Source organism: Novosphingobium gossypii (genome assembly GCF_050433305.1).
Classification (GTDB): Bacteria; Pseudomonadota; Alphaproteobacteria; order Sphingomonadales; family Sphingomonadaceae; genus Novosphingobium; species Novosphingobium gossypii.
The window spans coordinates 169,306-181,382 of sequence record NZ_JBNPXM010000004.1 but is presented as its reverse complement, the minus strand read 5'-3'; the positions used below and the strand labels follow the sequence as shown (position 1 = coordinate 181,382).

General features: G+C 64.8%; 10 protein-coding genes. 2 read left to right on the top strand and 8 right to left on the bottom strand.

The window, feature by feature from the left end; translation table 11 throughout:
* Window positions 1-24: 24 nt before the first annotated feature.
* From GGR40_RS10200 to GGR40_RS10185, 4 genes are all read right to left on the bottom strand, one after another.
* Window positions 25-537: a nuclear transport factor 2 family protein gene (locus GGR40_RS10200; protein ID WP_429276128.1), complete on the bottom strand. Its 513-nt coding sequence runs from the start codon at window positions 535-537 to the stop codon at window positions 25-27.
* Window positions 538-806: 269 nt separating this feature from the next.
* A complete protein-coding gene (locus tag GGR40_RS10195; RefSeq protein WP_429276127.1) occupies window positions 807-1,514 on the bottom strand; it encodes a TetR/AcrR family transcriptional regulator in 708 nt (235 codons plus the stop codon).
* 175 nt (window positions 1,515-1,689) lie between these two features.
* Window positions 1,690-3,198: an MFS transporter gene (locus tag GGR40_RS10190; RefSeq protein WP_429276126.1), complete on the bottom strand. Its 1,509-nt coding sequence runs from the start codon at window positions 3,196-3,198 to the stop codon at window positions 1,690-1,692.
* A 203-nt stretch (window positions 3,199-3,401) separates the two neighbouring features.
* Window positions 3,402-4,295, bottom strand: a complete 894-nt coding sequence (locus GGR40_RS10185) for a pirin family protein (protein ID WP_429276251.1) — start codon at window positions 4,293-4,295, stop codon at window positions 3,402-3,404.
* A gap of 86 nt (window positions 4,296-4,381) precedes the next feature.
* On the opposite strand from GGR40_RS10185, the gene GGR40_RS10180 reads away from it, so the two are divergent.
* Entirely contained in the window at window positions 4,382-5,260 is an 879-nt protein-coding gene (locus tag GGR40_RS10180; RefSeq protein ID WP_429276125.1) for a Rossmann-like and DUF2520 domain-containing protein, read from the top strand.
* Here GGR40_RS10180 and GGR40_RS10175 read toward each other — a convergent pair.
* From GGR40_RS10175 to GGR40_RS10165, 3 genes are all read right to left on the bottom strand, one after another.
* Entirely contained in the window at window positions 5,248-6,882 is a 1,635-nt protein-coding gene (locus GGR40_RS10175) for a Na+/H+ antiporter (protein WP_429276124.1), read from the bottom strand. The two genes, GGR40_RS10180 and GGR40_RS10175, sit on opposite strands and share 13 nt — an antisense overlap.
* Window positions 6,883-6,998: 116 nt before the next feature.
* Complete coding sequence (locus GGR40_RS10170; RefSeq protein WP_429276123.1) at window positions 6,999-9,389, bottom strand: membrane-bound PQQ-dependent dehydrogenase, glucose/quinate/shikimate family; 2,391 nt, start codon at window positions 9,387-9,389, stop codon at window positions 6,999-7,001.
* Window positions 9,390-9,470: 81 nt separating this feature from the next.
* Window positions 9,471-9,923, bottom strand: a complete 453-nt coding sequence (locus tag GGR40_RS10165) for a MerC domain-containing protein (protein ID WP_429276122.1) — start codon at window positions 9,921-9,923, stop codon at window positions 9,471-9,473.
* Window positions 9,924-10,081: 158 nt separating this feature from the next.
* On the opposite strand from GGR40_RS10165, the gene GGR40_RS10160 reads away from it, so the two are divergent.
* Entirely contained in the window at window positions 10,082-10,642 is a 561-nt protein-coding gene (locus tag GGR40_RS10160; protein ID WP_429276121.1) for a DUF1826 domain-containing protein, read from the top strand.
* 9 nt (window positions 10,643-10,651) lie between these two features.
* Here GGR40_RS10160 and pelA read toward each other — a convergent pair whose 3' ends face one another.
* On the bottom strand, window positions 10,652-11,971 hold the full coding sequence (pelA, locus tag GGR40_RS10155; RefSeq protein ID WP_429276120.1) for a pectate lyase: 1,320 nt from the start codon (window positions 11,969-11,971) through the stop codon (window positions 10,652-10,654).
* Window positions 11,972-12,077: the final 106 nt, after the last annotated feature.

Genomic DNA, 12,077 nt, shown 5'->3' with positions numbered 1-12,077 from the left:
CTGCCCAACTGCAGGGGTGTTCGCTCAATTGCGATAGGTCGGCTTTGGCGAACTGTCGGGAATTGTGGCTGTTGCGGTGCCGGGGGCCAATGGCATGCGCGTCGAATCCACAAATTCAATGCGCCACTGCCCGTTCCGCAAGCGCAGGATTCCTGCCTCCAGCCAAGTCATCGGAACTTTTCCCGAAGCGTCGAAAATTGCCCCCCGGTTCTTGTAAGTGATCGTGGCCAGATCTCCGGATATATTGACTCGCGGCTCGGTTATCGACCAGGTATATTGAGTTCCCGTATCGTGCCGCCACTTGACGTATTTGAAAAGATCATCGGCATTCATTTCATGGCCGCCATCGTAGGCATAGAAATTTTCAGCCAATACGCGATCGAGAGCGGGCCGATCATCGACAGCCAAGGCCGCGAACATCGCGCGCATCGTGTCGGCTACTGCTGCAGGTGAATTCGCCACAGCTGCGTCCGCAGCGCATGCGGGAACGGGAGAAAGGCCCACGAGCAAGCTGAAGGCCGTAATCAGGTATCGCATGTTTTCTCCATAAATGTTTGCAGCGCTGCGACCGATTGACGGACCACTCCTCGCGCCCGGCAGCAATATATGAAGACAGGTTCATTTCAAGGGGATGTCGGTCGGGCGTTACTGATGCTCAGAGAGAACGGCAGATACGCTGCCCGCCAAACGACCTCGAAATCGGAAGGGTTCTGCCCCTCAGGCAAGGCAACGCCCTAGGCGCCGCGAGGCGTAAGTGCCCCGAAGGCACAAGTTGTTGCGGCCAACGGAGCCGACTGCTTCCCAGGTCAGCCATTCGTGACGGGGGGACTCAAGCCAGCAATTCCGTTGATGGTAATCAACGAGGGGTCGGGATCTACGCCGTAAAGCAGTCTCTGTCGGCTGAAAGCCAGAAGTTCGGCAACACGTTCATCGTTCGCCTCGTCTTCTGCAAAAGCGGCGCCGAACAGGTCGTCGATGTAGATGCGCGTCATGATCTCATCGGCGAAAGCCGTGGCTGCGTGCCCTGCGAATTCCGGAAAACCATCAGGCGTGGGCTTCGCGCTCATGGCCGCCGCCGATAGTTCTGCCGCCCACCGTGCCGAATATCTGAGCCACATCTCGTTTGCGCGCTCTTCCTGCCGTCTGAACGTGAACATCGCGCGGAAGAATTTGCGGCGACGCCTGAACGCGGCCACAATCTCGACGAATTCAGCTTTCATTTCGGAGAAAAGCCCGCTCCCCATGCGACTGGTTGGCAGGGCCGGCTTTATGTCGTGCTCGGCGAATCCGCCGAATACTTCCAGCATCAGATCTGTGGTGGTTGGATAGTGAAGGTAGAACGTACCCACGGCGATGCCGGCCTTTTTCGTGACACCTGCAACCGTGATGGCGGAAACATCGTCATTGGCCAGCATTTCGAAAGCAGCACGAAGCAATTTCGCTCGGGTGCGGGCACTTCGGCCTTGCCCGCTCAGAATCTGCTCATCCAGCAGGGCCGGATAGCGATCTCCCATTGCAGGTTCCCGGTTCTGCCGGGGCTTGGACGCGGTATCGCGAGCGGCGGCTTTCCGGGGCAAGTCTGTCTCCAGCAGTAGGAAATGTCGAGGCCACCGTTATGAACCTATCGTCATGATTTCAAGCCGGCCAGGAGGATATCTTCGTCTGCGACCTGCATCAGTTGGCCGAGCGCTATTCCTTGCTGCCTGGGGTATGGCCGCTAATCTCCGCTCCGGCATCCCGAGCAAAGCGCAGGTTGAAGAACGTGGCGGTGAACGAAACGGCCGTGACCACCCAGAACGCCGCGGAGAAATCGCGCAGCGTGGGGGCCGCATCGCCGCGCGCCACCATGGCCAGATGCAGCGCCATCGCCGCCACGCAGATGCCCAGCGACAGCATCAGCTGCTGGAAGGTGGAGTAGAACGCGGTGGCCCTGCTCATCTGCTGCTTGTCTATGCCATCGTAAGCGATGGTGTTGTAGGCGGTGAACTGAAAGGACATGAAGAAGCCGCAGAACAGCAGCACCGTGAACATCGCCCATGTTGGCCAGCCTGGGCCGAACAGTCCGCATACCGCATAGCCGATCGTCGCGATCACCCCGTTCCAGATCAGCGCCCGACGGAAGCCGACCCGCCGCAGGATGCGGGGGGCGAAGCTCTTCATCGCCAGTGATCCCATCGCCGTGGCGACCGTGATCGTACCGCTCTGGGCAGCGCTCATGCCAAGGCCCACCTGCATCATCAGGGGCAGCAGGAACGGCTGCGCGCCTTGCGTGATGCGGGTGATGGAACCGGCGATGACGGACAGCCGGAATGTCGGGTCGCGAAGCAACTGCAGGTCCAGAATGGCCCCCTTGCGATTGCGCGCATGCAGCACATAGACCGTACCGGCAACAAGCCCGATGCCGACCAGCCCCCCTGCGAGGGCCCCCTCGCCCGGACGGCTGACCATCTCGAACCCGAACAGCAGGCAGCCCAGCGAAACGCCACTGAGGATGAACCCGATGGTGTCGAAACGCCCCGGATCGTCCTCGCGCAAGTTGGCGATGAACCGTCCAACCAGATAGAAGCCCAGCACGCCCACCGGCAGGTTGATGTAGAATATCCAGCGCCAGTCGAGGTACGTCACGATGAAACCGCCCAGCGGCGGCCCCAGGATCGGCCCGATCAGCGCAGGGACCAGCAGCCACGACATCGCGTTGACGATGTCCTTCTTGGCAACGGATCGCAGCAGCACCAGCCGCCCCACCGGAATCATCATCGCGCCGCCCATGCCCTGGACGAAGCGCGAGAGGACGATCATCTCCAGCGTTCGCGACTGTCCGCAGGCAAAGCTGCCGAACATGAACAACAGGATCGACAGGCGGAACACGGTGCGCGACCCGAAACGGTCCGCCAGCGACCCGGATGCGGGAATGAAGATCGCCAGCGCCAGTAGGTATGAGGTCAGGGCGACGCTCATCTCCTGCGGGCGCACGCCGAAATCGCGGGCCATGGTGGGCAGCGCCGTTGCCAGGACCGTCGAATCGACGAACTCCATAAACAGCGCCGACGCCACGATCAGTGCCACCAGCCGATAGTTTCCGCTCGATTCCGCAGGCCCCGCATCGTGCGTCTTCGCCAGCGCGCCGGCGGCGGGAACGATCCCGTCGCGCACTTCGGCATTGACCGAAGCAATGCCACGCCGGCGCGGCCTCAACATGGGGCCTGTGGGCAATGGCGGGGCTGGTGCATGATCGACTTTCCTGCGGACGGGCCTCAAGATGGACCTGATCGAATGCCCGTATTCGGAGCATTCATCGGCTGCGGGCTTTCGCTACCCCACCATATAGGTGCACTGCAGCATAATGAAACCCGACAGGCATGCGAAAAACGCAATCCATCCAACCGCCGATGACACGCCGCTCAGGACATCGCGGGCGGTTTCAGAAATGGATCGTCAGGAAGCGGAATGAACTCCTGGTCGTCCGCATCGGGCAGCTTCATGCGTCCCGCCTTCCAGTCTTCCGCCGCCTGCCGCAGCCGGTCCTGCGAGGATGAAACGAAGTTCCAGTAGAGGAACCGCTCTCCCAGCGGCTCACCCCCGAGCAGCATCACGGTAGAAGGCTGGACCGCCTGAACGCGGGACACGTCCTTGCCCAACACCAGCATCCGCCCGGCTTCATAACGGGCGCCGTCGACTTCGACCGCGCCGGTGGCAACGTAGACCGCCCGCTCGGCGTAGCCTTCGGGGATTTCGGCCGAGGCGCCCGCGTCAAGGTCGAGATGCACGTAGAACAACGGCGAATGGATGCGGGCGCTGGCCGTCAGGCCGTAAGCGCTTCCGGCGATAAGCTGGCCACGCAGGCCCGTTTCGGTCCATTGGGGCAGGTCGTCGCCTGCATGGTGCGAGAATGACGGCGCAATCTCCTCGTCGGCTTCGGGCAGAGCGACCCAGGCCTGGATACCGTGCAGATGGTCGCCTTCGGCCCTGGCCTTCTCGAACCGCTCGCTATGCGTGATCCCGCTACCTGCGGTCATCCAGTTCACTTCGCGCGGGCGCACCGCCTGATGCGATCCCACGCTGTCGCGGTGCATGATTTCGCCGGAGAACAGGTACGTCACCGTCGATAGTCCGATGTGCGGATGGGGCCGCACGTCGAGGCTGCGGTCCACGCCTGCCGCAACGTCAAGCGGCCCCATGTGGTCAAAGAACACGAAGGGCCCAACCATCCGCCGCTTGCCGAACGGCAGGACGCGGCCAACGTCCAGACCTCCGCCAAGGCTGCGGCGCCGCTGTTCAATCACCATCTCGATCATGTCGTTCACCGTTCCTGTGTGTGTCCCTGTGTAGGCGCCTTTGACGCCGGGGTGCAACTTCGCCGACACCACGCTATGCGGGCACCATGACGCAGGAGTTTCCCTTCAGGCAGATCGGCATCGTCGGCACGGGCCGTGTCGCGCAGACGCTGGCCGTTGCGCTTAGGTCAGCAGGCAAGGCTTCGCCGCTGGTATGGGGTCGTTCCCCGGAACGCGCGGAACGGGTTGGTGCGTTGGCCAGTGGCGCAGTCGCATCCTCGCTGGCCGATCTGATGGCCCGATGCGATGCGATCGCGATCGCGGTGGCTGACGATGCGATCACCGGGATCGTTGCAGATGCAGCAGCCCTGCCGATGGTGCACCGCCCCTTCGTCTTCCACGTCAGCGGGGGCAGCGGCGCGGCTATGCTGGAGCCGCTGGAACGCGCAGGCGCAAGCGTTGCCGCGGTGCATCCGGCGATGACCTTCACCGGCGATCCTGCTGCGGAAGTGACACGCATGGCCGGTGCCCGCTTTGCCGTGACCGCGCCCGATCGGCAGGCCATGGCCCTTGCTCACGCCATCGTCGAGGCACTGGGCGGTGTCTCGGTCGAGATCGCGGAGGCGCACAGGCCACTCTATCACGCCGCCTTGTGCCATGGGGCAAACCATCTGGTGACGCTGCTGTCGGGCGCGATGGGGGCACTGTCCGCAGCCGGGGTCGTGCAGCCCGCCGAACTGCTCGCGCCTCTGGTCCGTGCCGCGCTGGAGAACAGCCTTGCCAACGGCTTTGCGGCGTTGAGCGGGCCGGTGCTGCGCGGCGACGGCGGCACCGTGGGCGGCCACCTTGCCGCGCTGGCCACGCACGATCCCGACCTGCTGCCCGCCTATCGCGCGATGGCGGCAGAGACGCTGGCCGAACTGGAGCGGCGCGGCGCGACGCCCGGCGCGCTTCACGGCCTGCTGGCCGATCCTCAGCCGATGTAGCGTGCCTCGGCAAGGTCCAGTTCGCGGGTCAGCTTGCGTGCGGTGGATCCGCTGATCTGCCGCGATCGAACGAGATCCAGAAGCGCGGCCCGTTCTGCGCGGACACCGACCAGCCGGAACTCGCGCGCCAGCTTTTCCCCCTTTTTCGCGCCCTCTCCCGTTGGTCGATCGCCCAGGCCATCGATGCGTTCGCGATAGAGGTCCATGATCTCGCCGCCGGCGTCCGCGTAGATGTCGGCATCGCTGCGCCCTTCGGCCAGGGCGTGCTGATGCCGTTCTATCGCCTTGATCGCGGCTTCGGCGGCACTGATGCGGGCACCGTCCTCCTCGGCCTGGCGCGCGGGTTCGGGCGGCATGGCCAGGCCCTTGAGCAGGAACGGCAGCGCCACGCTGGCCAGCAGCAGGGAGACGACAATCACGCCCGCAGCAAGGAAGATCGCCAGATCGCGGGTGGGGAAAGGCGTGCCGTCGTTGAGCGTCAGCGGCAGCGTCAGCACACCGGCCAGCGTGATCGCGCCGCGCACGCCCGCTACGGAAGTGGCCGCCGTAAGCCGCCAGTCAGGGCTCTGCACGCCGATGCCCCGGCGCGCCTTGCGCAGGATCGTGAACTTCAGCGAAGCCCACACCCATGCGAAGCGCAGGCTTGCCAGACCCGCCACGATGACGAGGATGTAGACCGCCAGCCACCACGGATCGCTGTGGCCGGTGGCCGCCACGGTCTGTTTCGCGCCTGCGAGAATGGCAGGCATCTGTTCGCCCAGCAGCACGAAGATGATGCCGTTCAGGGTGAACTGGATCATGTCCCAAACCGAATTGCGGCGCATCCGCGTCACCGCCAGCGCCTGGCGCGAGATTTCAGCGAAGGTCATCGTCACGCCGGCGCTGACTGCGGCAAGGATGCCGGAAGCGTGGACATGCTCTGCCAGCAGGTAGGAACCGAAAGGGATCAGCAGGCTGACCAGGATCTGCGAGCCGGTATCCTCTCCCCAGCGTTTGGTGACGAACGCCTTGGCCCGCGTCACGGCCAGCGTCACCGCCACGCCGATAGCCAGGCCCGCGCCCGCCACCCACGCGAAGTTCAGCGTTGCCGCTCCGGCAGAGAACGTGCCCGTCAGCGCCGCCGCCACGGCAAAGCGCAGGCAGACGAGGCCCGACGCATCGTTCAGCAGCGATTCCCCTTCGAGGATGTGCATCATGCGCTTGGGAATCGGAACGCGCGCCGCGATGGCAGACACCGCGATCGGGTCAGTGGGAGAGACGACCGCCGCCAGGGCGAAGGCCACCGCCAGCGGCATCGCCGGGATCATCCAGTGGATCAGGAAGCCCATCCCGATCACCGTCATCAGCACCAGCCCCAGCGCCAGTTCGACGACGGTGGAGGCGTCCTTGAGCAATTCGTCCTTGGGGATGCGCCAGCCGTCAAGAAACAGCAGCGGCGGCAGGAACAAGAACAGGAACAGTTCGGGATCGAGGTCGACCCGGTGCGAGGTGGAGAGCCCGATCACTCCGCCCAGCGCGATCTGCACCAAAGGCGTGGGAACGGAAAACGGCAGCATCCTGGCAACGGCGCCACTGACGACGACCGCCAGCAGCAGAAATAACACGATCGAAACTGTCTCCAAAACCCCGCTCCATGTAGCTGATGTTCCGGGCAGCTTAGGGGCCGGTACGCGCGGGGGGCAACCCCGCGGCACCAAAATGTCACGTTAGCGCGCCAATTTCCTTCATCCGGCCCTGGTCACTGCAGGGCATAGGCGACCACCTGGTCCCCGATCGGCGTTTCCATGAAGTGGTGGCCTCCCGGAACGATGACGAGGTACTGCTTGCCGTTGACCATGTATGTCATTGGCGTCGCCTGACCGCCCGCCGGCAGCACATCCTTCCACAGCACCTTGCCGGTACGAAGGTCGATCGCCCGGATCAGGTTGTCGGTGGCCGCAGCGACGAAGATCACGCCGCCCGCCGTGACGACCGAGCCGCCGTTGTTGGGCGTGCCGATGGTCCAGGGCAGCATGGACGGGATGCCGAAAGGCCCGTTCGTGCGCGCCTCGCCCAGCGGCTTGTCCCAGATCGTCTTGCCCGTTGCCATGTCGATGGCGCGGATCCCGCCGTAAGGAGGCTGCTTGCACAGCATGCCCGTCAGCGGCAGGCGCCAGCCGGCATTCACGTCGATGGCGTACGGCGTGTGCGCCTGCGGATCGCCCGCACCCTCAGCGCCGCCGATGTTGCCGCGGGCCTGATCGCGCGGCGCCCAGCCCTTCCTGTTCGCTTCAGCGCGGGGGACGAGGCGGACGTAGTTGGGCATGTCGTTGTAATTCGCCACGATCACCCCGCGACGCGGATCGACGGCGATGCCGCCCCAGTCGGTGCCGCCGTTGTAGCCGGGATATTCGATGGATCGACGGTCGCTCTCAGGCGGCGTGAAGAAGCCCTTGTAGCTCGCCTTGCGGAACTGGATGCGGCAGACCATCTGGTCGATCGGCGACATGCCCCACATGTCCCGCTCGGTCAGGTCCGGCTTGCGCAGCGTATGCCACAAGCTCACGCGCTGCGTCGCGGCGCGCTGCTGCGGTTCCACTCCGCCGCCGGGTGCCTTGATGCTGCCTACGGGCGTCAGCGGACGACCGGTGCGGCGGTCCAGCACGTAGATGTCGCCCTGCTTGGACGGCAGTACGAGCGCCGGCGTGCCCTTGAAATCCACCAGCGTCGCCTGCGCGCCGAAGTCGTAATCCCACACGTCGTCGCGCACGGCCTGGAACTTCCAGCGCGGCTTGCCGGTCGTGACGTCCAGCGCCACCAGCGACGTCGCGAAGTCACGCTCCTGCGGACGGCGCAGGCTGGAATAGTAATCCGCCGCCGCGTTGCCCATCGGCAGGTAAACCAGGCCAAGCTGCTCGTCGCCGCTGGCGATGGTCCACATGTTGGGCGTGCCACGCGACCAGGTCTGGCCCTTGGGCGGGTAGCCGTTCCAGTCCGGGTGCATCATGTCCCAGGCCCAGCGCAGCTTGCCGGTGACGGCGTCGTAACCCCGGATCACGCCGGAAGGCGCCCAGCGGTCCTGCCCGTCCAGCACCTGATGCCCGGTGACCACGACCCCGCGCACGATGGTCGGCGGCGAGTTGATGGAGACGTAGCCAGGCGGCGTGTCACCCATGCCGATCCTGGTATCGACTTCGCCATTGGTGCCGAACGCGGCGCAGCGTGCGCCCGTGCGCGCGTCGATGGCGAACAGCCGCGCATCGAGCGTGCCAAAGACGATGCGCGTGGCGCAAGGCTGGTCTGCGGCAGCGCCCGGTACGGCGTAATAGCTCACGCCGCGGCAGGCGGCGGTGTAGGGAATGGCGTCGTCAGGCACCTTCGGGTCGAACTTCCAGCGCTGCCTGCCGGTGGCAGGATCCAGCGCCAGCACCCTGTTCTTGGGCGTGCAGACATAGAGCATGTCGCCGATCTTCAGCGGCGTGTTCTCACCGCCGTAAGTCTTGGCGATCTTTGCGGACGAAGGCATGTCCCCGGTATGGGCCAGCCATACCCGCTTGAGGTTCTTCACGTTATCCGGCGTGATCTGGCCCAGCGGAGAGAACCGCCGCGCGGCATCGGTGCCACCGTAGGCGGGCCAGTCGTCACCCACGCTCGCCAGCGAGGGATCGTTCATCTCGAAGCGCAGCCCCGGCAGTGCGGATTGCGGGCCGGTATCGGCCATGCGCGCGAAGATGAACCCCGTGACGGCCGTCAGCACCAGCGCGATCGCACTGGTGCCCAGCCCCAGCTTCCAGCGTCCGGGGCGCACCGTCAGCGTCGGCATCACCAGCAGCGTCGCCACCAGCAGCACCAGCGGCGCGATCACGCGCGGCACCAGCGCCCAGTTGTTTGCGCCCACTTCCGCGAACGCCCAGATGACCGTCAGCACGAAGATTGCGCAATACAGCCACCCGCCCAGCATCTTGCGCCGAAACAACAAGGCGCCCGCGACCAACATGGCAACGCCAGTCAGCACATAGTAGGCCGAACCGCCCAGCACTGCCAGCCAGATGCCGCCAATCGCAAGAACCAGCCCGATTGCCGCCATCACTATGCCGAGGATCAGGGCGGGTATCGCAGACGCGCCTGACGGCGATCTCGGCAAAGGCATAGTTACACTCCAGAAACATTTTGACGGCACTGCAAGAATGGCGGAGGCGCCGAAATGTTCCTGCCTGTGGGCGCGATGATGTCAGGACCGGCACCGGCACCCGGCTTGCTGCTCGTGCGCGCCACCCGGACCGCAATGCGCGCGACGCTTCTTCCAGTTGGCGAAATGAGCAGCTGCGACAAGCAGGCTGCCCGATACCGTCACCGCCGTTTCAAGGAACGTCTGGTGAGGCACCGCCAAACCCAGTCCCATCAGCGCCAGTCCCGCTGCTCCGGTCGCCAGCGGCCCGACAGCGCCACCACGTCGCCAACCAGGAACAAGCGCCAGCGCGCTGGTGGGGATCGCGAACAGCAGGATCAGGGTATGAAACCCCTCCCCCGGATCGAAGTGCTCCGCCAGCGCCGGCAACAGCGCAACAGCCAGCGGTAGAACCAGGCAGTGCACAAGGCATGCCGCAGAGGCACATGTGGCAGCGCCATCGAGCCAATCGCCGACGAGCGATTTGCGATCCAGCTTCAATTTCATCCCTTCCATGCGCTTTCACTTTTATGTAATGATATATCATCTTTTACTTTTCAAGGGTTCGCATGGTTTTCGCCGGTATCAAAGTCGCAGCAACACCTCCCATCGGCGGCAATTGCCCCTCGGCCGCTGGCTCGCGTTCTTCGTGGATCGCGGACGACGAGCCTACTGTGCTCGATCGGATCCGGGATGAATCCGTCCATCTTGCCTTGTGGCGACGGCCACGCCTGGCGGCGCTGGACTGGCTGGACGAACTGGACTGCGACGAGATCGACGATGTGCAGGAGACGGTGGCGCTGGCGGATCTAAACGGCCTGCCCGCGATGCTGTCAGCGGCGAACTATCCCGACCACGCATGCACCGTCGCACTGGCGGGGGAAGTGATCGCCCATGCACAGCGCTTTGCACGGATCATGGACAGCGACGGTGTGCGCATCAGGCTGGAAGTCGTCGAGACCGATGCCTGCCGAAAGTTCCACATGGACCATGTCGAGGCGCGGCTGCTGGTGCCGCTGACGGAACCGGGCACCCAGTGGATCGAGGCAGACCCCGATGGCAGGCCCGACGCCGCGGCGCCGATCCATCAGCTGCGCGCAGGCGACGTCGGGCTTTTCAAGGGGCGTGTGCTGGTGGAAACGCCGCGCATCCTGCACCGATCGCCGCCTATTTTCGGAACGGGCGTGTCTCGCCTGCTGCTGGTGCTTGACACGCCGCTTGCCGTAGCAGGCTGAGGGGGCCGGTCAGCCCTTCCTTGCGGCAAAGCGCCACTTATCGTAAGCGGCCAGCGCGTCCTTGGGGACCGTGACCCACCAGTTGTACCCGTTGCGCCGCCCGATCGAGATTTCGTTGACGTCGTCGTGGATGGAACGATCCTTGTCGCCGAAGATCGCCTGGCCAGTGACGACATCGTAGTTGCGCGACCACAGCGGCCCTTCGCCCTTGCGGGGGAACAGCTTGCGCCCTTCGTCGCCCACCTTTTCCCAGGCGTGATCGTAGAGCGCCACGTCCTTCAGCCAGGCCACGCCACCCTCCACTGCCGCGCGCACCTGAGGTGACGGGTTAGGCTGGTTCATCAGGAAGATGAGCACATCGGTCGTCTCGCCGCTGGCGATGGAGCGGGGTTCGTAATTGCGGGCCGAGATCGGTTCCAGCGTCAGCGGATCGACCTGCTGCGGCCAGCCCAGCAGCTTGCCGCCCTGTCGTACCTGCGCCGCCAGGATCACGTCGACAGCCCGGCCCACCGCGGCCCCGGCGTCGCGACGCAGGTACTGCGGCACGAAGCGATAGCCGGGGCTGTTCGCAACGTCCTGCAGCAACATGGCCGCCTTGGCCACGGCGTTGTCGTTGAAGGTGATGCCGTCGTGGAAGCCGCCCTCCAGCGGCCAGATCTGCGGCCAGCCGCCGTTCGGGTACTGCGCCGCCAGCAGATACTGCACTCCGCGCACGATGCTCTCGCGATAAGGCGCGCCGTCCTCGCCGGGAAACGCGGCAGCCACCCGCTGAAGGAAGCGCATTTCGGTAGTGGTGGCGTCGTTGTCCAGCGTTCCCACGAAAGTCCAGAACCGGTCGTAAGGCGCATCGAAGTTGCCGGGATCCTGCACCATAGTCTCGGCATCGTTGCCATAGCGCTGGCCGGGCAGCCGCGCGGGACCGGCGCGGTTCTGGTTCTTGCTCCACCCGCCTGCCGGGGTCTGGAAGCTGACCATAGTGTCGGCGATATGGCGCGCCTCTGCAGACTTGTACCATGCCGCCGGCTTGTCGAGAGGCATGTTGTATTGCGAAGGGCCGACCGCTTGTGGCGGCGCGGGCGGCGTCTGGCCGGGCTTAAGTTCACTTACCAGCGACTGGCGATCCACCCGCATCTGCGCTTTCGAACGCAGCAGATAGGCACGCCACACGGCCTGCCGGTCATCCGGCAAAGTGCCGATGCGTTCTTCCGTCAACGTCAGCGCGGGCTGGTTGATCGCGATCACGCCCGCGCCTGCCGGCGCGACGGTCAGCGCCGACATGGCAAAGGCCGAAACGGCGCTAAGGCCTATGGATCTGACGACGGACTTCATGCGCGCTCTCCCTTGGCGAAGGCGTTCCTCGATCCGGTTGTCATCCCGATCTGGACCGAGCGCCTGTTTCGCTAATGGCGCTAACACGCCGGTTCTCCATCGAAAA

What these genes read in the sequence shown, in the direction of transcription:
- GGR40_RS10200 (WP_429276128.1), bottom strand. Translation starts at nt 537, where the DNA reads ATGCGATACCTGATTACGGCCTTCAGCTTGCTCGTGGGCCTTTCTCCC.
- GGR40_RS10195 (WP_429276127.1), bottom strand. Translation starts at nt 1,514, where the DNA reads ATGGGAGATCGCTATCCGGCCCTGCTGGATGAGCAGATTCTGAGCGGG.
- GGR40_RS10190 (WP_429276126.1), bottom strand. Translation starts at nt 3,198, where the DNA reads ATGTTGAGGCCGCGCCGGCGTGGCATTGCTTCGGTCAATGCCGAAGTG.
- GGR40_RS10185 (WP_429276251.1), bottom strand. Translation starts at nt 4,295, where the DNA reads ATGATCGAGATGGTGATTGAACAGCGGCGCCGCAGCCTTGGCGGAGGT.
- GGR40_RS10180 (WP_429276125.1), top strand. Translation starts at nt 4,382, where the DNA reads ATGACGCAGGAGTTTCCCTTCAGGCAGATCGGCATCGTCGGCACGGGC.
- GGR40_RS10170 (WP_429276123.1), bottom strand. Translation starts at nt 9,389, where the DNA reads ATGCCTTTGCCGAGATCGCCGTCAGGCGCGTCTGCGATACCCGCCCTG.
- GGR40_RS10165 (WP_429276122.1), bottom strand. Translation starts at nt 9,923, where the DNA reads ATGGAAGGGATGAAATTGAAGCTGGATCGCAAATCGCTCGTCGGCGAT.
- pelA (WP_429276120.1), bottom strand. Translation starts at nt 11,971, where the DNA reads ATGAAGTCCGTCGTCAGATCCATAGGCCTTAGCGCCGTTTCGGCCTTT.